The following is a 26,971-nucleotide window of genomic DNA, read 5'->3' on the forward strand; positions in this document are numbered from 1 at the left end:
GCGGGCGGGGCGCCGCCGGGATCAGGCGCTACGGGCGCAGAGCGGGGCGATATCCAGGTGCACCGTACCGGGGTGGTCGTGGTCGTCGGCATCCACATGTACCTGCATCGGGCTGATGCCGAGGCGGGCGAACAGGGCCTGGTCGCGCTCGGTGTCCGGGTTGCCGGTGGTCAGCAGCTTTTCGCCGTAGAAGATGGAGTTGGCGCCAGCCAGGAAGCACAGCGCCTGCAGCTCGTCGCTCATGCTCTCGCGGCCGGCCGACAGCCGCACCATCGAGCGCGGCATCACGATGCGGGCCACCGCGATCATCCGCACGAATTCGAACGGGTCCAGCTCGGCGCTGCCATGCAACGGCGTGCCGGCGACCTGCACCAGACGGTTGATCGGCACCGAATCCGGGTGCGCCGGCAGGTTGGCCAGCGCCTGCAGCAGGCCGGCGCGGTGTTCGCGGGTCTCGCCCATGCCGACGATGCCACCGCAGCAGGTCTTCATGCCGGCGTTGCGCACGTGCTCCAACGTATCCAGGCGGTCCTGGTACTGGCGGGTATGGATGATGGAGTCGTAATAATCCGGCGCGGTGTCCAGATTGTGGTTGTAGTAGTCCAGCCCGGCGTCCTTCAGCGCCTGCGCCTGGTGGCCTTCGAGCATGCCCAGGGTGGCGCAGGTCTCCAGACCCAGCGACTTCACCTCGCGGATCATCGCCGCGACCTTGGGGATGTCACGGTCCTTGGGCGAGCGCCAGGCCGCACCCATGCAGAAGCGCGAGGCGCCGGCCTGCTTGGCGGCGCGGGCACGCGCCACCACGCTGTCGGTGTCCATCAGCTTCTGCGCGTCCACGCCGGTGTCGTAGCGCTGTGCCTGCGGGCAGTAGGCGCAGTCTTCCGGGCAACCGCCGGTCTTGACCGAGAGCAGGGTGGAAACCTGTACCTGCGCCGGGTCGAAGTGCTGGCGATGCACGCTGGCTGCGCGATGCAGCAGCTCGGGGAAGGGCAGTTCGAGCAGGGACAGCAGCTCTTCGCGCTTCCAGTCGTGGCGGATGACGGTGGACATCGGTATTACCTGACAGATGGGGCGATGGAAGCGGCGCAGTCTGGTCAGCATACACATTGCTGTCAACTATCCAATGAAAGGTCTGGTTTACAGGATTGGGGGCCAGTTGTCGGCGCTGCTGTTCCCGCCGCGCTGCCTGGTCTGTGGTGAGGATGGCTTGCCGGGGCGGGATCTGTGCCTGGCCTGCAGCGTTGGACTGCCATGGCAACGCACCGCTTGCCGGCGTTGTGCGCTGCCCTTGCCGGGCATGGATGCCGGTGGGGTGTGCGGCGCCTGCCAGCGTTCGCGCTCGCCCCTGCAATCGACGCTGGCGGCATTTAGCTATAGCGCGCCGGTTGACGGCTTGTTGCTGCGGTTCAAATTCCACCATGACCTCAGCGCCGGGCGACTGTTGTCGACCTTGTTGCTGGAGGCGGTGCGCGACGCCGAGCGTCCGCAGGCGATCGTGCCGGTGCCGCTGCATCTGTCTCGGCTGCGCCAACGCGGCTATGACCAGGCTTGGGAGCTGGCCAAGCCGGTGGCGCACGCGCTGCAGCTGCCGCTGTGCCGGGGCCTGCATCGGCGGCGTTCAACCCAGCCGCAATCGGAGTTGGACGCATCGGAGCGCAAACGTAATCTGCGCGGCGCCTTCATCGCGATGGGGCAGTTGCCCGCACATGTGGTGCTGCTCGATGACGTGATGACCACCGGTGCTACCTTGCATGCGGCGGCGCTCACCCTGCATCGCGCGGGTGTGCAGCGGGTGGATGCCTGGGTCTGCGCGCGGGTGCCGTGATTGCCGTCTGTGTGATCACAAGGCCGTATCTGCGCCGCAACTGGCTTGAAATCTCGGGTGTCATCTCTACATGTCATCACTACAGCTATGGGCCTAGACTGGGTACGCGAGGCCTTTACACCTGTTCAACATGAGGAGACAGACATGGGTGCTTCCCCGGGATTTCCTGCTGGATCGCTGTTTGGCACATTGACGCGCAACTGGTGGGTGCTGCTGCTGTTTGGCCTGTTTGCTGTGATATTCGGCGTACTGGCGGTAGTGGCGCCGGTGCGTACCGCGGCCGTTCTGGCGTGGTGGCTTGGCATCATGGCCATTGTTGAAGGCGTGGTGGTGCTGGTCTCGGCCTTCAGCGGTTCGGCACCGGTCTCGCGCGGTTGGGCGCTGTTCTATGCGCTGGCTTCCATCGCCTTTGGTGTATTGGCGGTGATCAACCCGCTGGCAACGGCGAGTGTGCTACTGCTGTTCCTGGCCGCCTGGCTGGTGGTTGGTGGCATCTACCGCATCGTGTTCGCCATCCGCGTGCGCAAGCAGATCACTGGCGAGTGGATGCTGATTGTCAGCGGCCTGCTGGCGGTGGCCTTGGGCGTGATGTTCGCACTCAACCCGATTGCCGGCTTGGCAGTGACCTCGCTGTGGATCGGCGTGCTGGCCTTGATCTACGGCGTGCTGCAGATAATTGCAGCGTTCCGCCTGCGTTCGCTGGGCAAGACCATCGGCGCGGTCTAATGCTGCTTGTAGGAGCGGCGTAAGCCGCGAAGCAGATAGTCCATCAGATCCAAGAAAGACTGCGCCATCCGACATTGTGGGCTTCGCGGCTTACGCCGCTCCTACAAAGGGTCAACGGCACAGCAACAACGAAACGGCCCGCACTGCGGGCCGTTTCTTCAATCCAGATACTGGCTGGCAACAATGCCAGCAAACAACACCGCGCCGACCCAGTTGTTGTGCAGGAAGGCCTTGAAGCAAAGCTCTCGCTCGCGGTCACGGCACAGCCAGAACTCATATACCACCAAGGCCATCGCCACGCCGATGCCGGCCCAATACGTCCAGCCCAAGCCCGCGCGCTGCCCGACCAGTGCCATCGCAGCGAAGAACAGTGCGTACAGGATGCCCTGGATGACCAGGTCCAGATCGCCGAACAGGATGGCGGTGGAATGCGAACCGACCTTCAGGTCGTCGTCGCGGTCGACCATGGCGTACCAGGTGTCATAGGCGGTGGACCAGAGGATGTTGGCGGCATACAGCACCCAGCCCAGCGGAGGAACCTCGCCCTGGATGGCGGCGAAGGCCATCGGGATGCCCCAGCCAAAGGCCATGCCCAGGTACACCTGCGGCAGATGCGTGTAGCGCTTCAGGTAGGGATAGCTGGCGGCCAGGAACACGCCGATGAAGCTCAGCGCTATGGTCAAGGCGTTCAGGGTCAGGACCAGCGCGAACGCGACCAGCATCAAGCCGACGAACAGCATCAGCGCCGCGCGGCCGGAGATTGCGCCGGTGGCCAGCGGCCGGTCCTTGGTGCGTTTGACGTGCGGGTCCAGCCAGCGGTCGGCATAGTCATTGATCACGCAGCCGGCCGATCGGGTCAGCCAGACGCCGGCGCTGAACACGAACAGGATCCACAGCGGCGGCAGGCCGTCGGCAGCCAGCCACAGTGCCCACCAGGTGGGCCACAGCAGCAGCAAGGTGCCGATCGGGCGGTCGGCGCGCATCAATTTCCAGTAGTGCCCGAACCGCGACGTGTCAGCTGCGGTGGACGGTGTAGTTGGGAGACGGCTCATACGTAAAGGTTACCAGCTGGGCCGGTTTTTCCAGCCCAACTGCAGCGATCCATAGGTGGGGGCAGACCTGCGGATGCTTTTGCCGTTAGAATGCGCGTCCGCCCGGCTCAGCCGGTCGGAGCACAATGCGCCCGTAGCTCAGCCGGATAGAGTAGTGGCTTCCGAAGCCATTGGTCGGGGGTTCGAATCCCTCCGGGCGCGCCAACAATATCAGTCACTTGCGGTGTGGGGCTCCCAGAACTTCCTGGACAGAGCCAGCCTCTGGCGGGGATAGCCTCGGGAGACGGCTATGTCTGCAGGGAAAATCACCAGCAAGACCCGGTGCGCTTACACGTTCATTGCTGCACATCGGGATGAGCTCAGCATCCCGATGGTGTGCCGTCCGCTTGGGGTTGATCGAGCTGGTTGCTGCGCATGGCGTAAGCATCCGGTTTCCGATCGAGCCCGGGAAGATGCGCGGTTGATACGTGCTTGCTTAAACTCAATTATCAAATGCAACACCCTTTCAGCAGGTAGGGTGTTCGCATGTCCAGAAATTACTTCCACTTGAGCGCGGACGAACGCGTTGTTATCCAGATAGAAAGAAGCCGAGGCCAGAGTGCGCGATCAATCTCCAGGCTGCTCGGTCGCAGTCCATCCACATTGACCAGGGAGTTGGCCCGGCATACGGGAGCCAGCTACTGCGCCCGCACAGCCGGTAACGCCTATCGGGAACGAAGGCATCGGAGCGTTCGTCGACGTCGGCTCATTGAGGGAACAGAACTGTTCCAAAGGGTAAAAGACCACTTGGTTCTGTGGCGGTGGTCGCCCCAGCAGATTGCTTCCAAGCTTCTGAGCATGCATCCCAATGAACCCGAGCAGCGCGTCAGCCACGAGACGATTTACGCGACCATCTACGCCTACCCGCGAGGCGGTCTGAAGAAGAAGCTCGTGGAAGCATTGCGTCAACACAAGCCAACACGAGGGCTGCGCCGAACCACTGCTGCCAAGCGTAGCTGGGTGCCCGAAGAACTACGCATCATCCATCGTCCCGAAGAAGTCGAGCGTCGCTTGGTCCCGGGTCATTGGGAGGGCGACATGATCAAAGGTGCGTTCAACCGATCTTGCGTTGGTACGCTGGTTGAGCGGAAGACGCGCTTTGTCGTGCTCTGCCGCATGGATGGGTGTACTGCTGAAGATGCATTGGCTGGCTTCACCCGCCAGCTGAAAAAGCTTCCCGCATCGATGCGAACCAGCCTGACCTACGACTGCGGGACCGAAATGACGCGTTACGCCGAGTTGATGGAGCGTTTGAACATCGACCTTTGGTTCGCCGATCCTCACGCACCTTGGCAGCGCGGTAGCAGCGAGAACACCAATGGCCTGTTACGTCAGTTCCTCCCCAAAGGTGTGGACCTGTCGAGCGTCAGTCAGGAATATTTTGAATCATATCGCGCTATTGATGGATATGCGGCCGCGTCAGACGCTTGGGTGGAAGACCCCCGCCGAAGCGATGGAAGCGGAGATCGAAGTATTCAAATCACGTGTTGCACTTGAATCTTGAGAGCGCCCTCTGTGCTGAGATCAGCCTGGTGCTTGGACATCCAGCGTAATCTTTTGGAAGCAAGCGCAATTGGGAAAGCAGTAGCTGGGATAGTAATGAAAGTTAGCAAGGCGAGATCTCTGCTCGTTATAACCAACATTGTTATTCCGCCTATAAGCATTAGCGTGTTCCTGAGTGCCAGCGAAAAGCCGGCGCCAATCATCACGCGAAGATGTTCTGTATCCGAGGTGAGCCGGGACAAAAGCTCCGATGATGCTTGAGCCTGATGGAATGGCAACGGCTGAATCAAATATGTCCTAAATAACTCTTTGCGGGGGGGGCAATAACTACTCTGTCGCTGAGGCGATTTGTCAGGTGGATTTGAAAACCCGGTGGCAACGGCCAATGGCATGATAATCAGGCTGAATGTGGCGAACATCTGACCAATCGTGCCAAATCCTGATTCCATGAAATTCCGGGCAATAAGTGGAATCGACAAGGAGAATCCAGTTGCCAAAATCAGGCTAAGTACTGTTCCCAAGAGTAGGGCTAGGTGGTCACGAGTCAGGCGCAGTAGAAGGGATACTACCCGACCAATTTCAGCACGTTCTTCTTTGGTTATATTCGGCATATTTTTTCTGCAAAAAAGTATTTTTCAACCGAACGCAGCTCGTCATTCTTCGGTGGAGCGGTCATCGCCCGCAACCTCGACGTTGCATGCTGGCTAGAATCGATTCAGCACTAGCTGGGTTTGATTGAAGTGCTCTGCTCAACTCAGCGCAGTCCGCTCTGCGGCTCATTTCGCTTAGCCGGCCCATGACGGTGCTATCTTGCATCGTCAGGCGCAGTCTCCGGGGGGCATCAAAGGCAGGGGAATCACTTTTTCTTGCGAATAAATCGCTGCGAAATTCGGTGGGGACGCTTCCAAGGTCAATCGTCAGATTCAAAGCCGAAGCCGCGCCAGGGTGATGGAATTCTTCGCCCTCCCCGATATTAGACGTTTGATGATCGATCCGGGGCGGGCGAATATCTGTCTCAGCCTGGGTTCTGGTATTGCTGAGAACGGTGCTCGTAGTACGCACATTGTGGTCAGTCGATATTGGTGGCGGGAGGAAATGTACCTCGATACGGTTCTCCTTCTCGCTTGCAGAAGTGAGGTCCGGCTGCCCATGGTTGGCGACCAGCAGCCAAAGTGCAAAATGGATGATGATGACGGCGACGCAAGCGACTATCCGGTCGATTGACGGATTTGAGGTTGCGCTCATTATTTTGAAGTGAACTTAAGGGGGGGTAATCTCATAGCCGAGTGCGCGTAGCCGTGCTAAGTAACCATCTGCGGCGAGAATGTCGCCAATTGGTAGAACTGAGACGGTATTTCTCTTCGAAACGAGTGCCTCCTGCGCTACCGCTAACCAGCGTGTCATCATTGCCTCACGGACATCCGGTATACCGTTCTCTACGGCTACTGATGAACTGGCGAAGGCATCCAGACACAAGTGATCCCTTGCGGCTACGCGATCCATATCGATTCTGGTGATATCTCCAACTGCCCATCCATTCGCGTTGGTTATCAAACGGCCCATGCCGTTATCAGTCAGATCCATCGTTGCAGAGAGGCAAGCGATGTCGTTCAGAGATGATCTTCGTGCTTTCGATAATATATTGCTGGCCGTTTCGCCAGACAAGGTCATGGTGTATCGTGGGATGCGTGCGGATATGCCTCTGCTTTTTACTTCACCAACTACGTACTTTGTGACGACGCCACTCTGAATCATTCCCGACCGGTGCACGGCGGCATTCCACACGATCTCAGCTGCCGCGATTGGACGTTTGAATTCCATGCCTCTAAGGTTAATTGAATAGCGGGAGGAAATCTCTTGCAGTTTACGATAATCGTCAGGACTAAGAACATCCCGTAGTGACTTGCCGTCGGGATTCCGCTGTGCTCGGCGATAGTTGAGGATTAACGCAAGCTTCTTGAAGATCCCAGCATCGACATCAATGCTGAAGTACGGTTCCCATATAACGAAATCGGCTTCCGCGATGGTCCCGCTTACCTCTGCCGGATCCCATTCTATTTCCGCGGGCGAGGGCTTCAACTCACCTAGTAGCCACAATGTGTGGTCACCGGCAACGACACGCCACATGCCGGGCCCTGGTGCCACGCCTTTTACGACAACCATGTCAAGAGTTTGAACGGGGTCATCTTGCGCGTGAGATATTGGTGAAAGAAACAATTGCACGGAAGCAATGAACAAAGAAAGCATTGCAGCGTTATCGCAGATACGGAATTTCGGCATACCATCCTCGATGTTTCACACGGCTGTTGCCGCCGGGTGCTGTCTTAGGTCAAAAATGCGCTCTGGGCCAAGAAAGTCAGGGTCCTTATCGAGCATTGCGGCAACATTGATGGCATGGGTGGCATCTAAATCGGGGTATGTCGTTGATTGCGCAATGTGTTGCCGTACGTTCTGCCAGTAAATGACTTTTCCCAGCATTTCCTTCTCATAGAAAGCAAATAGTCTGCACATAATGTGGTAATCATGAGCGAGCTCGGCGTGACTCGCGTCCCGAATGGTGGCGGGCCCTGTTGCCGAATACGGACTATCGAAAATAGTTCGAAAACCCAAGCCGGTCGAAACTGTGGTGCAAATTGCCGGGACTATTAAGGCGCCGGTCTTACGGGCTATTATTGCGGTGCCCAGCATGAAATCAATACTACGCCCCAGGAACGGGGTGGTCAGCGTAGCGCGTTCGTCTTTGAACACGTCCGGCATGATGAACACTACCGCACCTGCCCTTAGTGCTCGTATGGCCGTCGCGAGTCCCTTGCGGGTGTCGTGGACGATGCCGACGTTGTGATCCTTGCCCCAGAACCATTTTGTTAGATGGTCAAGTACCTCGCTGCCAAGGTGTGTACTCGGCTTTCCATAGAAAAGGTAAACTTTGCATCGGTCCTTCAGCCGCTCAGCGAGCATGGTGATGGACATAATGTAGTGGGCATGATGGAGGATGGCGATCAGAAGTCTGCGACCTGTGCTCAATGCTGAATCGACGATCGTATAATCGGTTTTGTCACTGCTAGTCAGCATCGCAAGGAATGCAGGGCGCTTGGCGCGGCGGAGCGCTCTTGAAACAAAGTATTTCTGTAGATACCAATAATAGAATTCGCCGAACGTGGCCCGCACTGACTCCAGGCACGCTGATCGGATGTTGGCCTCATCTTCATTGGACAACGGAGTCTCAATTATCCGTTCGACGAGCGGTAGCCTGCAGTCCAGTAGTCGTAGCGGTCGTGACAGTTGAACAAGCGCGTGCGGTATCAACATGCAGATCCCTCAAGCCGCTGCGAAATCACTTGATTGAGCCTATCCAAGCGAGTGATCGCGCTATCGATATCACGCTCTACCATGGGAGAGTGAAAGTTTTGCAGCAGAACTGATTTCAGCAGGCGGGCCTTCCTGCGGGCATTGTAGGCGCGAATCGCCGGGGTTCGTTGCGGTTGCGCCGCTAACGATTTCCAATCGAGACCTAGTCCGTAGCATGAGGTCAAGTGGCGAAGCATCGTGCGGAATACTTCACTCTCAGGACACTGACTATCACTCAGTATCATGAATTCACTGGTTGTCCAAATAACCGGCGTGTATCCATATCGCCTAAGTAGGATCAGCTCTAGCGGGGACATGTAGTGGTCGCCGGCGTCAGACCTGACCAGCACCGTGGCGTGCTGCGCATGGACAAGTTGGTCTGAGAAAAGTAATAGCGTAGGGCAGGCCTTTGATCTGACCTGCTCTAGCAGTTTTGAGACCGCGTCAGCATCGTCGTCAACAGAAATTACGGCTGCAACACCTTGTTGAACGTAACGACTTGCCTCCGCCAAGACATTCACTGTTGTGGGCAGGATGAAGGCTGCTGGCAATGGCGAACGCAGCTCATGATCGGCGTGTGCACGAAACAGTTGATGAGATGAAAACTGGACAGTGTCAACGCGCACATCCATGAGAATAGCTCCTGGAACAAAAAGGCGGGGACAAATGTCCTCGCCTTCTGCAGCGAACAGTCGATTACTGGCGGCTCGTCCGGAAAATATGGTTCCGGCAGGCTTGGACTGCAATCATTGCCATTGCTGCTGCAGTCCGAGCAGAATATTCCGAGCGTAGAGGCCCGAGCGACCTCGAATACGTTACGGAGAGTGGCAGCATTTTCCTCAGGCTGCAGCATTCCCCTTTCCAACGAATCCAAACTCAATACACCTGTGCTCATTGTATTATCCTTTTACAACGTAACACCACATGATGACTTGACTTCTTGGTCAAGCCAATTTGGGCGTGATGCCCAAATGCGTAGTATCTAGTGCGCGGATGCAATCCTTTGCTAATGGCTCGCGTCGCTGAACAGGTCATCGGTAAGCTGCTGCAGGCTACATCGACGTGAGGCGGCGATGCAAGGCACGTCACTCGATGCCAGTAAGGTATGGCTGGTGTACTTGGCCGAGCACAGTATCGGTGCAGCTCCCTGCCTGATCGCGATGCAGCTGCGGTAGATCTTCACCAATGTGGAAGTTTAATGGGATTGAGGGATTTGCCGATTCGACCAGTAGGCGGACCGGTCAGGTGGTTTGCCAGCTAGTCCTACTGTGTCATTAAATTCGAAGATGCAATTCGCCCGTTCCACGCAGCATCGCCGCGATCTCAACGGCGATTTTCCAACGTAGCGTCGCGATTGAGCCGGCTATGTGGCACTGAGCTCGAGTCGACTGCACCGCGTGGGCGGTAATCTTCGGGTAAGGCAGATTTCGGGCGTAGTGAAGGTTGTTTTGATGTGCCCCACGTAAACGCTCAGCGACCAAGTATCCATGCGCGGCGATGCAAAGCGTGGCGTGATGGTGAAAGCCACGCCAACCACGTCCTTCGTAGTGATCCAGTCCGAACTCCTGCTTCAAGTCCTGATAGTCGCGTTCGATTCGCCAACGGGCCTTGACTGTGTTCACCAGATCCTTGCGCGAGGTGCTCGCCGGCAGGTTGGACAGGAAGTATCTGGTTGGCTTGGCTTCGTCTTTGGGCCGCTCGATCAATAGCCATTCTTCCTGGGGCAAACGATCACCCTGCGCTGCGCGTACACACGGCGCAGCGAAGCGCCCCGACAGCGTCGTGTTGCTACCTTCCCGCCATAGCACCGTCTTGAAAGCGCGCCAGGTCAACGACAGCGCCAGAGCCTCCACAGACTGCGGCTGACGATCGGCTGTGCGGCGATGGCGAACCGGAGGACGGCCCTGACCCGTCCACAGCGCTGGTGGTTCGGGTGTCCGCCCAGGTGGCCAGACCTTCACGCTCGAGACGATGCCTACCGCATAGTCCAGATCCGACCCAGTCAGTCCATCGCGCCAAGCCGTGTTGCTGCCATAGGCTGCATCGGCCAAGACCGTACCACGCGCAACTGCAGCAGCATTCGCTGCAAGTATCTGTGCCAGCGCAATCTCCGGGTTGGTGGCGAATTGGATCTCCTTGGGAACCCCTGCCTTCTCCGACGTGCTGGATCGCAAGCCCAGGCCTCAGGCAGATACAGTCCAAAGGCAATCGGAACGCTTGCCGCAGGCGTCGCTAATGACAGGCTCACCGTCACCGGGCAGTTGTCTTGCTTGCCGATCTCGCCGCAGTACTGGCGGGCTACGCCTACCGAATGTCGTCCTTTCTTTCGAAAGCCGGTGTCGTCAACGATCCAGTACACCTCGCTCTTCAGATCCAGCCGAGCCCCAACATACTGGCAAACTTGCTCCAACACTGCCGTATCAGACCACTCCGACTTGGCGACAAAATGGTGCAAAGCCTGATGCCGGGCACGCACGCTTAGTGGATCCAGATGTGCTGCCAAGGGCTCTAAGCTCTTGCGCTCAAGCGGCAGCATCAATCCGCTGCAATAGCCTCGTAGGCCCGCCGCCCGATCAGCGTGACCGAGTGTTGCCGATAGTTCATCCAAATATGCAGAGAAACGACTCTCGTTGCTGTAGCCATGACGATCCCAGTGCGTGCCGGACCACGTGCAGGGTGACTTATTTATGACACAGTAGGACTAGTGCGATTTTTTAAAAAAGGCGTATAGGTCTAGTGTTTTGCGGACACCCCGAGCCGAGCCGCAGAGGAGCCTGCTTGGGACCACCAACTGCTGGACTGGCGATTACCAGTGTCGAATGCAGTGAGATGAAGCCGCGGCTGCGGCCGAGATATCACGTACTCGCATCATTCTCGGGTGCGCTGATGGGCTCTTTAGGCAGGCGATAACAGAGCGTCTTGGGATCAGCATGCAGACGGTTTCAAGAATCCGTCGACGTTACGCGCTGCACCGCAAGGATGGTTTGATTGATGCTCCACGCCCAGGCCGCCCTCGTAGCATTGCTGGTGGGCAGGTGCAGGAGGCCGTGGATAAAGTGGGCCAGGCCTCGCCTGCAAGCGCTAGACAGTGGAGTGCGAGGAAAATGAGTGAAGAGACCGGAGTCTCACCAATAAGCCTGCAGTGCATTTGGCAGGCATTTGGTTTTGAACAGCACTTGCAGGAATCCTTCAAAAGTTTCACCAACGAACTCCCCAGTGCCGTAGAACGTCGGATTTTCTACTTTGAAATTCGGCCGTACTCGGGGGCAATCAACACCGGACTTTAAACCCGACGACTACCCAAGGCGGGGCGTCGGGCGGGCATCCGCATCGAATAGATTGGAGCGATTGCGGAGCACTACACCTCGACTGTGCTGATGCACGAACAGCGTGGGTGGAAGCGCGAGCTTCGATGCACGCCCCCTATTGGAATCATGCGCTGGGATTTCCCGGCTCATATTTCCGCCGAGCGCTGGTGCCACCAGTTGCAAGGAATGGCTGTTCTCGAACCCTGACCGGGGCATCGGGTTTGCGCCCAACCCAAACTTATCGGATGATAGTGATTCCCATTCGCAATATTTACCCATGGTCAACGCTTCGCCGGCACCGGCGCCTGATTCCCTGCAGGGCCTGTATGTCGCGCACCATGGGTGGTTGTTGCAGTGGCTGCGCCGGCGCATGTCCGCGGACGAGGCGGCAGCGGATCTGGCCCAGGACACCTTCGTGCGCCTGCTGCAGAAGCCGCAGCTGCCAGCGCTGGAGCAGCCGCGTGCCTACCTGACCCGGATTGCCAATGGGCTGGTCATCAACCTGTGGCAGCGCCGCGCGCTGGAGCGGGCATGGCTGGAGGTGCTGGAGAGCCTGCCTGAGTGCCTGGTGCCTGATGAGGAACAGCGGCAGATAGCGCTGGAGGCGCTGCTGCGCATCGACCGCATGCTGGATGCATTGCCGGCGCGGGCACGTGAGGCGTTCCTGCTGTCGCAGTTGGATGGGCTTACCTATGCGGTGATCGCCGAGCGCATGGGCGTCACCGAACGCACCATCAAGCGCGACATCGTGCTGGCGCTGGCGGCCTGCCTCGAGGCCATGGACTGATCCGTATGCGGGAACCATTGGCCAGGACCGACACGCCCATTCCCGCACCCGTGCTACACGAAGCGGCCGAATGGCTGCTGCGTTTCCGCGAAGGCGACCTCGATGCCAAGGAGCGCGCAGCCTGGCAGCGCTGGCTGTCCAGCAACGACATGCATGCGCGTGCCTGGCAACGCGCGGAGCGCTTGACCGGTCTGCTCGACGATGTGCCCGGTGCGGTAGGCAGTGCGCCCTTGCAGCAAGCTCGCCGTACGCTGCAGGGCCGCCGCGCCGCGTTGGCGGCCATCGTGGGAATGATGGTCGGCGCGCCGCTGGCGCGCCTGGCCTGGCAGCGCGAGCCCTGGCAACACCTTGTTGCCGACAGCAGCACCGGCATCGGTGAGAGGCGCGCGCTGCGCCTGGCAGACGGCAGCGAACTGCAGCTCAACACCGATACGCGGATTGCGTTCACCTTCAATGAACAGCTGCGGCAAGTGCAGCTGCTGCGCGGTGAAGTACTGCTGCGGGAAGCGACGGATGATCGCGTTCCAGCGCGACCGATGCTGCTGCAGCTGCGCAACGCGCATCTATCTGCTCTAGGCGCGCGCTTCGCCGTGCGGATGTGGGATGACCATGCGCGCGTGGCGGTGGGGCAGGGCGCGGTGCGGGTCCGCATCGGCGATCACGGCGATGTCACCCAACTGGTGAGCGCAGGCCAACAGGCGGTCTTCAACGCGACGGGCATCAGCGCGGTCACCGCGCTACAACGCAACAGCCTGGCCTGGGTACAGGGCGTGCTGCATGCCGAGGCCATGCCGCTGGGGGAACTGCTGTCCGAGCTGGCGCGTTATCGCAACGGCGTTGTGCGTTGTGATCCGGATATCGCCAATCTGCTGGTATCCGGCCTATTCCAGCTGGACGACACCGATACGATGCTCGCCCTGCTGCAGGCGGGGTTTCCATTGCGGGTGCGCTACCGCAGTCGCTTGTGGGTAATGGTCGACCCCGCCTGAGACCGGGATGTCCCTTTTTGCCGGTTGGCCGGGCAAGGAAGTGAACCCTTTCAATTCCCTTCTGTCACGGACCCCGCCATGTCTCCGCGTCCCCCTGCTGTCCGAACCTCGCTGGCGCTTGCCTGCCTGGTCGCGCTTTCGCTGCCATTGCCACAGCTGGCCCTTGCCCAGAACGGCGCAACCGCTGTTGGCGAAAGCAATGTGAGCTTCAATCTTCCGGCCGCGCCATTGGCGCGGGCACTGAACGACACTGCGACCGCCGCCGGTGTTTCGTTGAGCTATGACCCGGCATTGGCCGCGGGCCGCTCCGCGCCCGCTTTGCAGGGCCGCTACACGGTGCGCGCAGCGCTTGCGCGACTGCTGCAGGGCACCGACCTGACGGCACGCGAAGTCAGTCCGGGCGCGTGGAGCATCCAGCGCGTGGCCAGCACTGACGGCGATGCCGTTGTGATCGGCACGCTGCGTGTCGGTGGTGAGCGCTCGGCCGATCCCACCGGCATCGAGCGCGACGAGCGCGGCTACGACGATGTGTACGATCTCGACCTTTCCACGGTGTACGCCGGGCGTGAGCAGATCGAACGCTACAAAGGCGCTGCACCGGCCGACATCTTCAAAGACATGGTCAACGTCTACAGCGGCGACGCCCGCAACAGCGGCGCGCTGGACCCTAACATCCGTGGTATCCAAGGCCCGGGCCGGGTGCCGCTGACCATCGACGGCACCGAGCAGGCGCTGACGGTCTGGCGCGGCTACATGGGCGCCAACAATCGCAACTACATCGATCCCAGCCTGATCGGCGGCATGCAGGTCATCAAGGGCCCGGCGATGCTGCGTGGTGCCAACACCTCGGTGGGCGGCGCGGTGCAGATCAAGACGCTGGACGTGGACGACATCCTGCTGGAAGGCGAGAGCTTCGGCGGTGAGTTGAAGATGGAGGCCAGCGACAACGCCATCGATCCGAAGTTGCCGACCCTGTTGACCGGCAAGCCGGTCGGCAGCGTGCCGGGCTTCCCGACCAGTCCGGTCAATTTCTATGACCCGACCCTCTACCAGCACCCGCGCACCAGTGGCAGCGGCAGCTTCGGCAATGACCAGGCCTGGCGCCTGGCGCTCGGCCTGCGCAAGGACAACTTCGACCTGATGGCAGCCTACGCCTTCCGCGAGAAGGGCAACCACTTCGCCGGCAAGCATGGCAGCTCGTTCTATGACAACGCGCCCACCAACAGCTGGGACTATGTTCCTTACCTGGCCAAGGTCTATGTGCCGGGTTCGGAGATCCTCAATTCTTCCAGCCGCATGGAATCGTGGCTGGTCAAAGGCACCTGGCGCTTGAGCGACAGCCAGGTGCTGCAGCTCAACGTGCGTGACACGCAGTCGCGTTACGGCGAGATCATGCCCTCGCGCATCCAGTGGGCCAGCACCGTCACCGATGGCATCCCGCAGTGGCCGCTGAGCCAGGTGGATGCGCGTGCGGTGAACCTGGAATACAAGTGGCGCCCGGGCCTGGACTGGGTGGATCTGCGCGCCAACCTCTGGCGCACCGATACTGACAGCGCGACCTACAGCAGCGGCGGCCTGCCGAACGACCGCATGAACTGGTACAACGACGTCGACAAGGTCTATGTGACGCCGGACCACTTCCGCAACACCGCGGTAGCCAATAGCAAGAACGCGCGCACGGGTTTCTCGTTCGACAACAAGATGCAGCTTAGCGACAGCCTGGACCTGACGGTCGGTGGCAACCTGCAGAAGGAAACCCTCAGCTCCAAGGACGCCTACAACGATCCGGAGATCACCGGCTATTGGCGTGGCAAGCCGCGCGCAGGCTGGCGCCGTGAGTATGATCTCAGTGCCTTGTTTGAATGGCGGCCGATCGACAAGCTGCTGCTCAGCGCGGGTGTGCGCTACCAGAACTGGCAGTCGTTCGATGAGTTCCTCGCGCGCCAGCAGCGGGCCGGCGTGTTGCCGACCAGCAGCCAGGAGTCCTCGGGTCGGGTGATGAAGTGGAACACGCTGGAGCACTACACCCAGGCCGAGATCGATACTTCGATCGAGCAGATGACCAGTCTGGTGGAAAGTCAGTGGTCCTTCTACGAGGAGTTCTTCGGCTATACACGTGAGCAGTTTGTGGCGGAGATACTGAACCCGTCCCTCGACGAGGTCCGCAGCCGCACCACGTACACCGCCAACAACGAAATGCTGTGGAAGCACGATGGCCAGGGCCGTTACAATCGCGCTGACAATCCCTGCATCAATGGCGCCATCGATTTCAGCAACGTCGAGCTCAGCGGCGGCCGCAAGTGCTGGTCTGATGGCCCCTATCCTGGCCAAAGCGTCAATGGCGAGCTGATTCCCTTCGCCACGGTCGACAACACCGCGCGCAGGCAGCGCGGCGCCGGCTGGGTGCCGTCGTTCGCCGCGACCTATGAGTTCAGCGAGCACAGCCGCGTCTACCTGCGCCACAGCCAGGTGCGTCGCTTCCCGGCCTTGTTTGAGAGCACGATTGGCTTCTCCAGCATCCAGGACAGCTACGGACTGAAGCCGGAACATGCTTTCAACACCGAGTTGTCTTGGGTGCAGGACTTCGGCCAGCTGCTGGATGGCAACCCGCTGGCAGACCTGAAGATCGCCTATTACCACCACCGCACCCGCGACGTGATCGAGCGCAGCCCGCAGCTGACCTTCTCCAACATCGACGAGCAGACCATCCGCGGCGTTGAGGTGCAGGGGCGCTTCGACAACGGCCGCTTCTTCACCGACATCAGCGGTGCCTGGAACCTGGAGAACCGCGTCTGCGACGAGCACACCGCGATGCTGCTGGACAACACCGGCGGCGTCTCCAACTGTGTGGAAACCGGCTTCGTCGGTGGCTACCTGGTGACCATGGCGATCCCACGCTATACCTTCAACTGGACGGTAGGGACGCGCCTGTTCGATGGAAAGCTGGAGCTGGGCAGCCGCATCGTCCACCACGCGCCGCAGGAAAGCGTGTTCAAGGACAACTACGGCACCCAGTCGGCGACGATTTCCTACTACCTCAACACGCCGCTGCAATGGGGCCGCATCACTACTTACGACGCCTACGCCACGTGGCGCGTCAATGACCGTGCGACGGTTGAAGTGGTGGGGACCAACCTGGGCAACCTGTACTACATCGATCCGCTGACCCGCTCGTCCATGCTGGCGCCGGGGCGCACGCTGAAGGCCAGTTTCAACTATCGGTTCTGACCCAATGCGGTGTGCTTGAACACGCCGCATGCAATGACAAGGCCCGCTCGGAAGTGACTCCGAGCGGGCTTTTTATCTTTCGTTGCGAGCAATTTCGAACAAGGACGCGATGACGTACACGCAGCGAGCCGGAGAGCAGGCTTGCGTGAAGCATCCACGCAGCTATTGTCTGCGAATGAAGAATTCCACCGGTGTGGTGATCTGCACGGGGTCGCCTTGCACCTCATCCGGCGGCGACGGCAGTGGGCTGGCGCGCTGCACGGCGGCAAGTGCTTCGCCATCGAGCAAGGCATTTCCACTGCTACGGGCCAGCCGCGCCCACTGCACGCCGCCCATGCGGTCTACTGCGTACTCGACCATGCTCACGCCTTCGCTGCGACGGCGCTGTGCGGCACGCGGGTACCGCTTATGGCGCTCCAGATGCGCCAGTACACGCGCCTGCCAGTTTGCCTGCGACGGATTTACCACACCGGACGATGACTGCCGGGCGCTGTACTGGTTGCTGCTGGGTGCCTGCACGCTGGGTGGCGCACTTGCTTGCTGTACTTCGGCGCTTGCGGCCGACGTTTGCGCCTGTTCGCGCTGGTCGGAAGCCGGCGGTGGCAGCGCCGCGTCCGCTGCCTGGGCGGGCGAAGGCGGAACCTCAGCAGCCGTCGTTGCTGCGTTCGCCAGTGCTGGCTGTGCTTCGTGCTGCTGTTGCAGGGGGCCCGGCGCCAGATCGGTCGGTGGCGCAGGTGGTGCGCTCGCCTGTGGTGCCATGTCCACCATCACCGCTTCTGGTGGCGATGGCGGGGCCAGCGGTGGAGATCGCGATGACCAGAAAACTGCGCCGCCCACAGCCAGTGCATGCACGCCAAGCACGATGCACAGGCTGCGGCCCCAGCGTGGGTCATCGGGCATGCGCGATGTCGGCTTCATGGTGCGGTTTGCTCCAGACCGACCAGCGCGACCTTGAGATAGCCGGCAGCACGCAGGCTGTTCAAGGTGTCCATCAGGTCGCCGTAGGCGACGCCCTTGTCGGCGCGCACGAAGATGCGTTGGTCGTGGTTGCCGGCGGTGAGCGTGTCGAGGGCTGCTGACAGCGTAGCTGCGCTCACCGGGTCTTGATTCAGTCGCAGCGACAGATCCTGCTGCACGGTCAGGTATACCGGTTCATCAGGATGCGGTTGCGGCTGTGCGGTTGAGGCCGGCAGATCGACCGCGACGTCCACCGTGGCCAACGGCGCGGCGACCATGAAGATGATCAGCAACACCAGCATCACGTCGATGAAAGGCGTGACGTTGATCTCGTGGTTCTCATCGAGGACATCGTCCTGCTCGTCGGTCCTGGTTGCCATGCTCACGGCGCTCCGGATGGGTTGAATGCGCGGCGGTCGAGGTCGCGCGAGAGCAGTTGCTGCACGCTGGCTGATAGATCGCCGCTGTCGCCACGCAACGCGGCCAGTTGACGGCTCAGGTGGTTGTAGATCACTACTGCGGGGATCGCAGCGACCAGCCCAAGGGCAGTGGCCAGCAAGGCCTCGGCGATACCGGGTGCGACCACGGCCAGATTGGTGGTGTTGGCCTGGGCGATGCCGACGAAGCTGTTCATGATGCCCCACACGGTGCCGAACAGGCCGACGAACGGCGCGGTGGCGCCGATGGTCGCCAGCAGCCCGGTGCCACTGCGCAGCTGGCGTGCGTGCGCGAGTTCGATGCGCTGCAGGCGCGAGCCAACCCGCTCCTTGATGCCGTCGGCACTGCCAATACTGGGTGAGCGCTGCAGCTCGTCCTGGGCCTCGGCCAGCAAGGCTGAAGCGATGCTGCTTTCCTGTACGGCCGTTGCCAACGCCGCTGGAAGATTGTCCGCCGCTGCGAGTGTGCTGCGTGCGGTTTGCATGCTGCGCGCCTCGCGCTGCAGCTGTCGACGCTTGGCCAGCAGTACCGTCCACGTTGCCAATGAAGCAATGGCCAGGCCGACCATCACCGTCTGCACCACCCAGTCTGCATGCTGGAACATCTGCCATGGGCTGAGATTGCTGGGCAGGTTGGTCGTCATGCGCACTCCTGGATGGTCACGCTGTTTGCGGCCGGTGCTGGGTCTGTTTGCTTGAGGGATGGCAGCAAGCCAGCTGCGCCCAGCGCCGACAAGGTGTTGTAGAAAGCGCTGGTGGAGACATGCATGCCGCCCTGTTCCAAGGAGGCGGCATGCAACAGTTGTGGGCTGAGACGACCGTGTGCGGCCAACACCAGCGGTGCCAGCCGCAAGGTGGCGATCCGCGCCGAGGTCACCCGGATACCGGCGCCACGCAGTATCGCCGAGTGGATGTTGCGGACTGGCAGCGGCAGGCTGGCCGGCGTTGTCAGGGGCATGATCGGTATCCTCAGTGGATGAGCGCACGCGGTGCGGGACGCGACAGCACGTAGCTGGCGCTGGCGATGAAAAACAGGCCGATGCCCAGCGCCAGCTTCCAGCCGGGGTGCGCCGTGCAGAAGAAAATCAGGTAACCCATGGCCATGCCAAGCGCGGCAAACGCCTTGCCCTTTGTGCTGACCGCACCCTGCTCGCGCCATAGGCGCAGACTGTGGCCGTAGCGTGGGTGTTGCAGCAGGTAGCGTTCCAGCCGTGGCGAGGAGCGCGCGAAGCAGGCCAGCGCCAGGATCAGGAAGATGGTGGTTGGCATCACCGGCAGCAGTGCGCCGATGATGCCAAGGGATAGCATCCAGCAGCCAGCGCAAAACCATAGCCAGCGCATCAGGTCACCGGCACCGGGTCGATGTGGAGCTCGTCTTCGACGTAGCCGCGCACGCTCTGGAACGCCTTGCGTGCGGCTTCCACCACCAATGCTTCGTGCTCGGGCGGCAGCGGCGCTGCATCCAGCGCGGCGGTGAAGTTGCGCCAATGCCGAGCTGCGCCGTCGGCATGTGTGGCCAGGTGGCGCGCGCCGAAGTCGGCCCGAAGCTGCAGTCGGTCGCGCGCCAGTTTGAACAGCACGGTGCCGCCGAGGTTGGAACCTTCGGCAACGTATAGCCAGCCCAAGGCATTGGGCAGGGCGATGCCAGCGTCCACCAGCGGTGTGCTATGCAATGGAATATAGCTGCCGAGATCCTGCAGGTCGCATGCGACCTTTGGCAGGCGTCTGCGTTCGGCAAGGTCGGGAATCAATGCCAGCAGCCCTTGATGGGCGTATAGCGCATCAATATCGCGATGGAAGCGGTACTGCACGCGCAGGAAGCGCGCGAAGTTGTCGCGATTGGCGAAGATGTCTGCGGCCATGACCCGCTTGTCCAGGCTGTCATGGGTATTGTGGGTGGCGGCCTTGAGTTGCTGGCTGCGCGATATGAAGGTGTTTTTCTCGTTCATGTGCAATTCCCGGTAGTGCTGGAGGCGGTGGGGGTCAGAAACTGCGTTCGAGCTTCAGGCTGGCGGTGCTGCGGTCGTAGCTGTAGAGCCAGTCGACGTTGCTGGAGACGACGTTGTAACGAAGGCTCAGCAAGGGCGTGAAGCCGGCGAAAGCCAGGCGTTTGGCCTTGATGATCAGGGTGTAGTTGCGCTCGTCGTCATCGCGGCGGACGCCGAGCATTGGGCTGTAGAGGTCGTAGCTGCGGCGGCGATAAGAGGCGAACAAGGTGTGGCTGAAGCCTTCTGGCCATTGCAGTGATGCGCCGAGACGGGCGCCAAGCGAGCGGTAGCTGTTGCTGCGGTCGCGGGAATCGCTGTCCAGTGCATCGATGCCGCCGAAGGCCATCCAATGACTGCCAAGACTGCGGAAGTAGGTGGCCGAGGCGGTGCGCTGCACGCCATCGAGATTGCGTGCGTAGTCGCGCTGCCGATAGGCGAGATCCTTCCAGTCGGCTTCCAGTTTCAGCATGGAGCGCTGACCGGGCGTCCAGCTCCATTCTGCATGCACGCCTGGCGCGCCAAACAAGGCGCTGTTGCCCAAGGCGTAGTAATCGAACGAAGGTGCAAGCGCCACAGTGTGGCGCGCACTGCGGAAGCTGTAGCCGGCCTGCACCGCCGCGTTGAGCTCGTTGTAGGCGCTGTTGTCGCGGTAGTTCTGGCCAAAGGCGATTGCACGCAGGTAGACGCCATGATGGCCGCGCAGCGCATGCCGCTTGTTGAGGGTGGCATCGTAGTCAATGCCGGTGGCAGTGATGGCTTCGGGCAATTTGCGTTCGATCAGGCAGTCGCCGTTGATCAGCAGCAACAGGCAGGTGCGACTGGCCGAGGTGCGGTTGGCGTTGTCGGTCCAGCTGGGTCCGGCCGCGTAGGAGCCGCTCCAGCGCTCGCGCTGGGCCAGGGCCTGGCGGAAGCTGGCGATGGTGGTGCGCACGCCTTCGGTTTTCGGGTCGTTGGCGTCGATGCTGGTGCCGACATCGGCGAACAGTGCATCGGCTTCGCGATCCTGCTGATCTTCAAACAAGGTGCGGGCCAACTCCAGCTGTGCGGGCATGAAGTCCGGCTGCTGGGCGAGCAGGGCGCGGTACTCGGCGATTGCCTGTGTGTGTTTGCCCTGCATGCGCAGCAAACCGCCTTGTGCGTAGTGCACCAGCAGTTTGTCGTGGTCGGGCAGGGTCAGGTATTCGTTGAGGAAATGCGCCGCCAGGTCCCACTGCCGCTGCTGCAGCGCCAGATATAGCGCGCGGCCGACGTCGTCGACATTGTGGCCGATGACGTGACGCTCGCCATCAATGGTCAGCGTTGGGCGCTCGGCGTCCAGTTCGTCCTTGAGCAGTTCGCGCTCGCGGGCCTGTGCTTGCTGATCGATATGCTGGTCCAGCAGGCGGCGGGTATCGGCCTGCTCCTGTGCGGAGCCCGCGACGGGCAGCGACAATCCTGCCAGCAGCAGTGCAGCGGGAAGCGCGAAGATGAGCCGGCGTCGGCGACCGGTTGGAGAACGAGAATGCATGCAATGGCCATCGAGGAAGGCAAGGATTGGCGGACGCTGGCTGGTCCTTGCCGGTAGCAGTCGAATTACAGCGGTTGACGGGCAGGCTTACCCATCAGTTCTTGGTGCCGCCCCAGGCGATGTTCATGGCCTGGTCGCCGAAGTCGACGATGCCAGCGACAGCGGCCGCCTGTGCACCGAAGAAGTCACCCTTCACCGCACCGGTGGCGAACACGACGTTGCCTGGGATCACCCATTGGCCGGCGTTGGCTGCATCAAAATGACCGTTGGTGTCGAACGCGATCTGGCTACCACTGGTGCCCAGACGGATCTGCGTTGCGCCGATCGAGAGGTCGCCGTGGAAGGTGCGGCTGCTGAAGTTGGCGGTCAGGCTGCCGGTCAGGTGAGTGTTGGCGCCGTACTGGTGCAGACCGGTCAGCGTGTATCCAACGGCGGTGCCGGTGGCGGCGGTGTAGCCAGTCTTGTCACCGACGTAGTAGACCTGACGGTTCTGGTAGGTGGGGCTGCCGGTATTGCCGTTGGTCGACCATTCGCCGAACCAGACGTCGCTACTGCCAACTTTGACGAAGCTGAAACTACCCAGGCCAAAGTGTGCCGGGTCGTTCGGGTTGCCCGGGGTGCCGGGAGTGATCGGATCGTGCAGGCGGTAGACGGTCATGCTCGGAGTCAGCGCGGTGGCGGCGCTGGAAGGCGTCAGGCCCTGGAAGTCGACCTTGGCGCCGCCGGCATAGCTGGAAATGCCGACGCCGGAGATGCCCGCGGTATGCGGGCCGAACGGTACCTGTGACACACCGACCGTGATGTACGACGCCCCGGTCCCCGTGGACTGGGTACCGACGATGTTGGCAGCGGCGGCGGTGCCGGCCGCGGAAATCACGGTCAGGGCGAGGGCGAGCTGGGAGATGCGCTTGTGCATTTTCATGACTATTTTTCTCTTGATGTAATGAGGGAAAAAGCAGAACTGCAGTGATGGTTCGGGTTGCTGTGGACTCCTTGGTGCTACGGGATGATCAGAAGCGCGCGGTCACGCTCAGCTTCAGCGTGCGGCCAGGGGCAGGCAGCAGCGAACGCGTGGCCGGGTCGGCGTAGTAGCGGTCAGTGAGGTTGGTGCCGATCAGTTCAAGCTGTACGGTGTCGTTGACGCGGTAGCTGGCATAGGCGTCGAACAGCCAGGTGGTATCCCAGGAGAACGGCACGTTGAACACGGCAAGGTTCTGGTTGGTGACCGCGGCAAATGCCTCCAGGTCGCGGTTGGGTTTGCGGCGCTGGTAATAGACAACACGCGTGCCTAGTTCCAGTCGCTTGTCCAGGAAGCGCCCGCCCAGCGACCAATTGGCCGAGGTCTCCGGCGAGGCCTGGGTCAGCAGCCAACTGCCGATGAAACCCTGATCGACGCAGGTGGGCGTGCCGGCGACATTGGGGTCGATGGTGATGGCGGTGTGTTCATCGCAGACCTCGTTCTTCAACGTGTGCGCCACGGCGAGGTCAGTGAAGAAGCGGCCATTGTCATAGCGGCCCTGGAACTCCACGCCCTGCACGAGCTGTTTGTCGATGTTGCGGAACAGGAAGTTGTTGTCGCGTTCGATCAGGTCATCAGTGCGGCGGTGGTAGTAGCTGAGTTTGACGTCGGCGATCGTGTCATCGCCCAGCAGATGCCCAAGTTCCTGGATGTAGCCCAGCTCGTAGCTGTAGGTGTGCTCGGGCTTCAGGTCGCGGAACGGGCTGACGCTGGCACCGAAGGCGATGACGCTCTCGAACATATTGGGGTAGCGCAGCGCCTCGTTGTAGCTGAGGTAGGCGCGACTGTAGTCCGAGAACAAGCCGGTAACGGTAAACGACGGCGCCCAGCCGCCATCACGCCGCTTCTTTGCCACGGCGTAGCTGGAAGCGATCGGGTTGGCGGTGTTGCCGATCCTGCAGTTCCCGCCCTCGAACAGATCGGCTACGCCGGCCAGCGTGCCGTTGCTGCAGGGGTTGTCTGCACGGTGAAATCTACCTTCGGCGTCAGGGAGCCATGCGATGGTGTTCTGTTTGGCAGAATTCTTGATTTTGGAGGCGACGTAGTCCGCTTCGCTTATCCCAGCCGGAATGTTGAACATCTGGCAGTAAAACGGCATCTTCGCGCACAGCTGGTAGACATTGCGGTGTTGTGCTTCGGCTTTGCTGCGCTCCTCCGCGGACATGGTCTGGTAGGTGGCCTGATAGCCGGATACCGAGCCCAGGAACTTGTTGGGGTGGTCAGCGAGGAAATCGTCGTACGCCCAGTACGAGGAGTAGCGGGCGCCAGCATTGATCTTGAGGAAATCTGCCGGACGCCATTCAAAGTTGAAGTTGGCGTTCCATTCCTCGCGGCGGCCGGCGCGCGGGAACATGCGCCAGGCTGCCGAGGGACCGATGTAGGCATCATGCGAGCGCAGCTTCTCATGCTGGAAGTCGCCGCCGACGGTCAGGTCCAGCGTATCGCTGATGCGGAACAGATTGCTCAGGGTCAGGCCGTTGCGGGTATTGGTGGAGTCATCCAGCGCGCCATTCATCACGATAGGCTGGGTCACCGCATTCCAGTAATTCGGGTAGCTGCCGGCGGTGTTCGCGTTGCTGTCGGTGTCGGTGCGCCACAGGTTGGCGTACAGGTCGATCCAGCGGCTGTCCTGCGGCTGCCACTTGTATTCCAGGTTGTAGGCCTTGGAGTCGACCCGGCTCAGCGACCACTGCGGCAGGCCGAGCGCGGTACGGTTGATGCGTGACGGCATGATCTCGCCGTAGTGCGACAGCGTGTCGCGGTAGCCAAAGCGCAGCACCTGGTCGGGCGTCGGGTTCCAGGTGGCCTTGAACAGCCACGATTCCATCTGACTGGAGGTATTGGTCACCTCGTCGCCCGGGCGCAGGCGGTTGGCCATGGTGATGATGTAGTCGCCGGCGCCGATGTTCTCCACCGGCTGCGAGTAGTAGCCGGCGCCGCGCTTGCCGGCGAAGTAGTTGCCACGGTCGCGGTAGGCATAGGCACCGAACAGGCTCAGCGTGTCCGACTTCCAGCCCAGTGCCAGCCGATAGGCGTGGTCCTCGCCATCGAAGACGTTGTAACCGCCGCCACCGGTGTGCGCTTGCACGCGCAGGGTCGGGTCGTTGGCCGGGCTGCCGGTGGCCAGTTCCGGCACGTCGCGGTGGTTCATGCCGGTGTACAGCTTGCCCGGCAGGCGCGGCGCCACCGCGTTGCTGCTGCCTTCGATCTTGAACTCGCCGCCGAACGATTCGTCTTCCGGCACCACGTCGTCAACGTCCAGTGTTTTGATCACCACGCCGCCGCCGATGCCGGTGGTGACGTTGCGGGTCAGCGACGGGCCCTTGAAGATCTGCATGCCGCCGATCAGGTTGGGGTCGACGTAGTTGCGGTTGCCGATACCGTTGTAGCCGCGCCAGGCGGTAACCGCCTGTTCGGTGCCGTCGATGGTGACCGGCACGCGTCCCGGCCCCTGTACGCCACGGATGTTGACGTCGAGCGCGCCGCTGTTGCGGGCATCACCGCTGAACACACCGGCGACGCCGTTGAGCAGGTCCGAAGGCGTCGCGCCCTTGTAGCGCTCGATTTCGGTGCGGCCTAGATAAGCGGTGGACAAGTCCAGATCGTAGACATCGTCCTGGCCGCGCAGGTCGCGCTGCGCACCGGTGGCCTCGATGCCTTGTTGCCCGGTTACGCTCAGTGTGCCGGTGACGATGGGGCTGCTCGCGCCTGCGGCAGCGGCGCCGCTGCGGGTCACCACGGCGGTGCCGGGCTCGCGCCATTGCCAGGCCAGTCCGCTGCCGGCCAGCAGCTGGTCAAGCGCCTGCGCTGCACTGAGTTGACCCTTGATGGCCGCACCCTGCAGCCCGCCGACATCGCTGGAGACAAACAGGATGCGCACGCCGCCTTGGTCAGCCAGACGCGTCAATGCGCTGTCCAGGGGCTGTGCGGGAAGATCGAATGCGACGCTTTGGCTGGGACCGCTGGCGCTGCGGCTCTGTGCGGCCGCAAGCAACGGTGCGCTGAGTGCCAGGGCGATGCTGACGGCCAGCAGTGCGGGCAGTCGCGGAGAACGACGAGGGAGGCTGGAAGGGCTCATGGATCCGACGAAGGCAGAGGAAGAGGACGCTCGGGTGTACCGGTGGTGACTTGATGAGAATAAGTCTCATTCCTATAGACGACAGGCGCGGGCGAAACTTGCAGCGTCAGCCGCAAAAAAGTTTCATCTGCTTGTCCGCGTACCCGGGTGGCGGTCGATTGCGGGGTTACAGCGCTGGCGCGCGGCTCAACGGATCAAAGTCAGCAGCGGCAGCCGGGTTACTTCCGCGCCGGCCAACGCGGCGATATTGCGCAGCGCTGCACCGATATCGTCCAGCTCGAACACACCGGTGAGCTGCAGTTGCTGCAATGGCTCGCCAATGACGACGATGCGTCCCGGCACATACCGCTGCAGCTCGCCTGCGATGGCAGCCACGCTCTGCTGGTTGAAGATCAGCTTGCCGCGTACCCAGGCGGTCAACGCACCGGCATCGACGTCTTCAGCCTTGCCAAGTACATCTGCGCTGAAGGCAACGCGTTGGTTGGGGATCATCTCGATACTGGCGCCGGCGCGGTTGCGCAGTTCGGCCAGGCCAGAAACCACGGTGAGCGTGCTGCGGCGTGATTCGCGGTGCAAAGCAAAGCGACCGACGCTGCAATGGACGCTGCCATCGCGACTTTCGATCACGAACGGCCGCTGCGGGTCGGACGCGACGTCGAACAGCAGTTCACCGGCGGCGACCGAGACGGTGCGGCGGACGTTTGAGAACGCCTGCGAAAACGCACTCCCGCTGTTGAGCCAGGCCGTTGATCCGTCGCCAAGCGATGCCTGCCGACGCTGCCCGATACGCGTGTGGTGGTCGACAAGCACGCCGCTGACCGGCCCCAACATGCCCGTACCAACCACGCCTGCCAGCGCCGCCGCCGACAGCCCGCCTGCCAGCATCGCACGCCGGCTGATCCGGCGTGGCGCAGGCGTCAGCGCCTGCACCCAATGGCGGTGCTCGGCGGCAAGCTCGGTTCGGCCGACAGCATCGAGTAGCGCGAACGCCTCCCTTGCAGCCTCGGCATGGGCAGGGGAGCGTTGGCACCAGCGCTCGAACGCGGCTCTATCGCCCGCAGACGGACGCGCACCCAGACGGATTGCCCACTGGATGGATTCGTCGTTGAGTGTGTTGTTGCGGGTTCGGAAGCGGTCGAACATCGAGGCGTGGCTGGGGGCTGCGCTGAGGGAGGGGTTG

The 26,971-nt window shown here is 61.4% G+C and carries 23 protein-coding genes, 1 tRNA gene and 2 pseudogenes; 9 read left to right on the forward strand and 17 right to left on the reverse strand.

Going from position 1 to position 26,971, the window contains the following annotated elements; genetic code table 11:
* Nucleotides 1-21 precede the first annotated feature (21 nt).
* Nucleotides 22-1,050, reverse strand: coding sequence for a biotin synthase BioB (gene bioB, locus ACVOLL_RS13945; protein WP_481513442.1), 1,029 nt, complete (start codon nt 1,048-1,050; stop codon nt 22-24).
* 73 nt (nt 1,051-1,123) lie between these two features.
* Here bioB and ACVOLL_RS13950 point away from each other — a divergent pair, with 73 nt between their 5' ends.
* Together ACVOLL_RS13950 and ACVOLL_RS13955 are read left to right on the forward strand one after the other, a co-directional pair.
* Nucleotides 1,124-1,825 carry a ComF family protein gene (locus ACVOLL_RS13950; RefSeq protein ID WP_481513443.1) on the forward strand — a complete coding sequence of 234 codons (702 nt, stop codon included), beginning with the start codon at nt 1,124-1,126 and terminating at the stop codon, nt 1,823-1,825.
* 144 nt (nt 1,826-1,969) lie between these two features.
* Nucleotides 1,970-2,551, forward strand: coding sequence for an HdeD family acid-resistance protein (locus ACVOLL_RS13955; RefSeq protein ID WP_481513444.1), 582 nt, complete (start codon nt 1,970-1,972; stop codon nt 2,549-2,551).
* A 158-nt stretch (nt 2,552-2,709) separates the two neighbouring features.
* Here the strand turns inward: ACVOLL_RS13955 and ubiA are convergent, their stop codons facing one another.
* A complete protein-coding gene (gene ubiA, locus ACVOLL_RS13960) occupies nt 2,710-3,603 on the reverse strand; it encodes a 4-hydroxybenzoate octaprenyltransferase (RefSeq protein ID WP_481513445.1) in 894 nt (297 codons plus the stop codon).
* Between the two features lie 127 nt (nt 3,604-3,730).
* Between ubiA and ACVOLL_RS13965 the strand changes: the two genes are divergently transcribed.
* A tRNA-Arg gene (locus tag ACVOLL_RS13965) sits at nt 3,731-3,807 on the forward strand.
* A 321-nt stretch (nt 3,808-4,128) separates the two neighbouring features.
* Nucleotides 4,129-5,146, forward strand: a pseudogene (locus ACVOLL_RS13970) (IS30 family transposase).
* Here the strand turns inward: ACVOLL_RS13970 and ACVOLL_RS13975 are convergent.
* Nucleotides 5,118-5,756 carry an ABC transporter transmembrane domain-containing protein gene (locus ACVOLL_RS13975; RefSeq protein ID WP_481513446.1) on the reverse strand — a complete coding sequence of 213 codons (639 nt, stop codon included), beginning with the start codon at nt 5,754-5,756 and terminating at the stop codon, nt 5,118-5,120. The pseudogene ACVOLL_RS13970 and the gene ACVOLL_RS13975 sit on opposite strands and share 29 nt — an antisense overlap.
* Nucleotides 5,757-6,093: 337 nt before the next feature.
* Between ACVOLL_RS13975 and ACVOLL_RS13980 the strand changes: the two genes are divergently transcribed.
* A complete protein-coding gene (locus ACVOLL_RS13980; RefSeq protein ID WP_481513447.1) occupies nt 6,094-6,369 on the forward strand; it encodes a hypothetical protein in 276 nt (91 codons plus the stop codon).
* A 36-nt stretch (nt 6,370-6,405) separates the two neighbouring features.
* On the opposite strand, the gene ACVOLL_RS13985 is transcribed toward ACVOLL_RS13980, so the two are convergent.
* The 4 genes and pseudogenes from ACVOLL_RS13985 to ACVOLL_RS14000 form a co-directional block, all read right to left on the reverse strand.
* A complete protein-coding gene (locus tag ACVOLL_RS13985; protein ID WP_481513448.1) occupies nt 6,406-7,425 on the reverse strand; it encodes a TraB/GumN family protein in 1,020 nt (339 codons plus the stop codon).
* 15 nt (nt 7,426-7,440) lie between these two features.
* The gene (locus ACVOLL_RS13990; RefSeq protein WP_481513449.1) at nt 7,441-8,361 is read right to left on the reverse strand and encodes an LpxL/LpxP family acyltransferase; all 921 of its coding nucleotides are present in this window, start codon (nt 8,359-8,361) and stop codon (nt 7,441-7,443) included.
* 86 nt (nt 8,362-8,447) lie between these two features.
* Entirely contained in the window at nt 8,448-9,125 is a 678-nt protein-coding gene (locus ACVOLL_RS13995) for a hypothetical protein (protein ID WP_481513450.1), read from the reverse strand.
* 642 nt (nt 9,126-9,767) lie between these two features.
* Nucleotides 9,768-11,101: pseudogene (locus ACVOLL_RS14000) on the reverse strand (IS701 family transposase).
* A gap of 259 nt (nt 11,102-11,360) precedes the next feature.
* Between ACVOLL_RS14000 and ACVOLL_RS14005 the strand changes: the two are divergent.
* From ACVOLL_RS14005 to ACVOLL_RS14020, 4 genes are all read left to right on the forward strand, one after another.
* Nucleotides 11,361-11,780, forward strand: coding sequence for a helix-turn-helix domain-containing protein (locus ACVOLL_RS14005; protein WP_481513473.1), 420 nt, complete (start codon nt 11,361-11,363; stop codon nt 11,778-11,780).
* A 298-nt stretch (nt 11,781-12,078) separates the two neighbouring features.
* Entirely contained in the window at nt 12,079-12,588 is a 510-nt protein-coding gene (locus ACVOLL_RS14010; protein WP_481513451.1) for a sigma-70 family RNA polymerase sigma factor, read from the forward strand.
* A 5-nt stretch (nt 12,589-12,593) separates the two neighbouring features.
* Complete coding sequence (locus ACVOLL_RS14015) at nt 12,594-13,577, forward strand: FecR domain-containing protein (RefSeq protein WP_481513452.1); 984 nt, start codon at nt 12,594-12,596, stop codon at nt 13,575-13,577.
* Nucleotides 13,578-13,655: 78 nt separating this feature from the next.
* Nucleotides 13,656-16,805 carry a TonB-dependent receptor gene (locus ACVOLL_RS14020; protein ID WP_481513453.1) on the forward strand — a complete coding sequence of 1,050 codons (3,150 nt, stop codon included), beginning with the start codon at nt 13,656-13,658 and terminating at the stop codon, nt 16,803-16,805.
* A 162-nt stretch (nt 16,806-16,967) separates the two neighbouring features.
* On the opposite strand, the gene ACVOLL_RS14025 is transcribed toward ACVOLL_RS14020, so the two are convergent.
* The 10 genes from ACVOLL_RS14025 to ACVOLL_RS14070 form a co-directional block, all read right to left on the reverse strand.
* Nucleotides 16,968-17,723, reverse strand: coding sequence for an energy transducer TonB family protein (locus ACVOLL_RS14025; RefSeq protein ID WP_481513454.1), 756 nt, complete (start codon nt 17,721-17,723; stop codon nt 16,968-16,970).
* Nucleotides 17,720-18,142: a TonB system transport protein ExbD gene (gene exbD, locus ACVOLL_RS14030; RefSeq protein ID WP_481513455.1), complete on the reverse strand. Its 423-nt coding sequence runs from the start codon at nt 18,140-18,142 to the stop codon at nt 17,720-17,722. The genes ACVOLL_RS14025 and exbD overlap by 4 nt, the downstream gene beginning before the upstream one ends.
* Before the next feature lie 2 nt (nt 18,143-18,144).
* The gene (gene exbB, locus ACVOLL_RS14035; protein WP_481513456.1) at nt 18,145-18,843 is read right to left on the reverse strand and encodes a tonB-system energizer ExbB; all 699 of its coding nucleotides are present in this window, start codon (nt 18,841-18,843) and stop codon (nt 18,145-18,147) included.
* Complete coding sequence (locus ACVOLL_RS14040; RefSeq protein WP_481513457.1) at nt 18,840-19,157, reverse strand: hypothetical protein; 318 nt, start codon at nt 19,155-19,157, stop codon at nt 18,840-18,842. Before ACVOLL_RS14040 ends, exbB begins: the two co-directional genes overlap by 4 nt.
* 11 nt (nt 19,158-19,168) lie before the next feature.
* Nucleotides 19,169-19,540, reverse strand: a complete 372-nt coding sequence (locus tag ACVOLL_RS14045; protein WP_481513458.1) for a YbaN family protein — start codon at nt 19,538-19,540, stop codon at nt 19,169-19,171.
* Nucleotides 19,540-20,148, reverse strand: a complete 609-nt coding sequence (locus ACVOLL_RS14050; protein WP_481513459.1) for a biliverdin-producing heme oxygenase — start codon at nt 20,146-20,148, stop codon at nt 19,540-19,542. The genes ACVOLL_RS14045 and ACVOLL_RS14050 overlap by 1 nt, the downstream gene beginning before the upstream one ends.
* Before the next feature lie 34 nt (nt 20,149-20,182).
* On the reverse strand, nt 20,183-21,694 hold the full coding sequence (locus ACVOLL_RS14055) for a surface lipoprotein assembly modifier (RefSeq protein ID WP_481513460.1): 1,512 nt from the start codon (nt 21,692-21,694) through the stop codon (nt 20,183-20,185).
* A gap of 94 nt (nt 21,695-21,788) precedes the next feature.
* Entirely contained in the window at nt 21,789-22,616 is an 828-nt protein-coding gene (locus ACVOLL_RS14060) for a HupA family protein (RefSeq protein ID WP_481513461.1), read from the reverse strand.
* A gap of 88 nt (nt 22,617-22,704) precedes the next feature.
* Nucleotides 22,705-25,791, reverse strand: a complete 3,087-nt coding sequence (locus ACVOLL_RS14065) for a TonB-dependent receptor (RefSeq protein WP_481513462.1) — start codon at nt 25,789-25,791, stop codon at nt 22,705-22,707.
* A gap of 186 nt (nt 25,792-25,977) precedes the next feature.
* Nucleotides 25,978-26,934, reverse strand: coding sequence for a FecR family protein (locus ACVOLL_RS14070; protein WP_481513463.1), 957 nt, complete (start codon nt 26,932-26,934; stop codon nt 25,978-25,980).
* Nucleotides 26,935-26,971: the final 37 nt, after the last annotated feature.

Source organism: Stenotrophomonas sp. STEN035 (assembly GCF_056759935.1).

Bases quoted from the DNA above. Each gene is read 5' to 3' on its own strand.
- bioB (WP_481513442.1), bottom strand. From the start codon at position 1,050: ATGTCCACCGTCATCCGCCACGACTGGAAGCGCGAAGAGCTGCTGTCC.
- ACVOLL_RS13950 (WP_481513443.1), top strand. From the start codon at position 1,124: ATGAAAGGTCTGGTTTACAGGATTGGGGGCCAGTTGTCGGCGCTGCTG.
- ACVOLL_RS13955 (WP_481513444.1), top strand. From the start codon at position 1,970: ATGGGTGCTTCCCCGGGATTTCCTGCTGGATCGCTGTTTGGCACATTG.
- ubiA (WP_481513445.1), bottom strand. From the start codon at position 3,603: ATGAGCCGTCTCCCAACTACACCGTCCACCGCAGCTGACACGTCGCGG.
- ACVOLL_RS13975 (WP_481513446.1), bottom strand. From the start codon at position 5,756: ATGCCGAATATAACCAAAGAAGAACGTGCTGAAATTGGTCGGGTAGTA.
- ACVOLL_RS13980 (WP_481513447.1), top strand. From the start codon at position 6,094: ATGGAATTCTTCGCCCTCCCCGATATTAGACGTTTGATGATCGATCCG.
- ACVOLL_RS13985 (WP_481513448.1), bottom strand. From the start codon at position 7,425: ATGCCGAAATTCCGTATCTGCGATAACGCTGCAATGCTTTCTTTGTTC.
- ACVOLL_RS13995 (WP_481513450.1), bottom strand. From the start codon at position 9,125: ATGGATGTGCGCGTTGACACTGTCCAGTTTTCATCTCATCAACTGTTT.
- ACVOLL_RS14010 (WP_481513451.1), top strand. From the start codon at position 12,079: ATGGTCAACGCTTCGCCGGCACCGGCGCCTGATTCCCTGCAGGGCCTG.
- ACVOLL_RS14015 (WP_481513452.1), top strand. From the start codon at position 12,594: ATGCGGGAACCATTGGCCAGGACCGACACGCCCATTCCCGCACCCGTG.
- ACVOLL_RS14020 (WP_481513453.1), top strand. From the start codon at position 13,656: ATGTCTCCGCGTCCCCCTGCTGTCCGAACCTCGCTGGCGCTTGCCTGC.
- ACVOLL_RS14025 (WP_481513454.1), bottom strand. From the start codon at position 17,723: ATGAAGCCGACATCGCGCATGCCCGATGACCCACGCTGGGGCCGCAGC.
- exbD (WP_481513455.1), bottom strand. From the start codon at position 18,142: ATGGCAACCAGGACCGACGAGCAGGACGATGTCCTCGATGAGAACCAC.
- exbB (WP_481513456.1), bottom strand. From the start codon at position 18,843: ATGACGACCAACCTGCCCAGCAATCTCAGCCCATGGCAGATGTTCCAG.
- ACVOLL_RS14040 (WP_481513457.1), bottom strand. From the start codon at position 19,157: ATGCCCCTGACAACGCCGGCCAGCCTGCCGCTGCCAGTCCGCAACATC.
- ACVOLL_RS14045 (WP_481513458.1), bottom strand. From the start codon at position 19,540: ATGCGCTGGCTATGGTTTTGCGCTGGCTGCTGGATGCTATCCCTTGGC.
- ACVOLL_RS14050 (WP_481513459.1), bottom strand. From the start codon at position 20,148: ATGAACGAGAAAAACACCTTCATATCGCGCAGCCAGCAACTCAAGGCC.
- ACVOLL_RS14055 (WP_481513460.1), bottom strand. From the start codon at position 21,694: ATGCATTCTCGTTCTCCAACCGGTCGCCGACGCCGGCTCATCTTCGCG.
- ACVOLL_RS14060 (WP_481513461.1), bottom strand. From the start codon at position 22,616: ATGAAAATGCACAAGCGCATCTCCCAGCTCGCCCTCGCCCTGACCGTG.
- ACVOLL_RS14065 (WP_481513462.1), bottom strand. From the start codon at position 25,791: ATGAGCCCTTCCAGCCTCCCTCGTCGTTCTCCGCGACTGCCCGCACTG.
- ACVOLL_RS14070 (WP_481513463.1), bottom strand. From the start codon at position 26,934: ATGTTCGACCGCTTCCGAACCCGCAACAACACACTCAACGACGAATCC.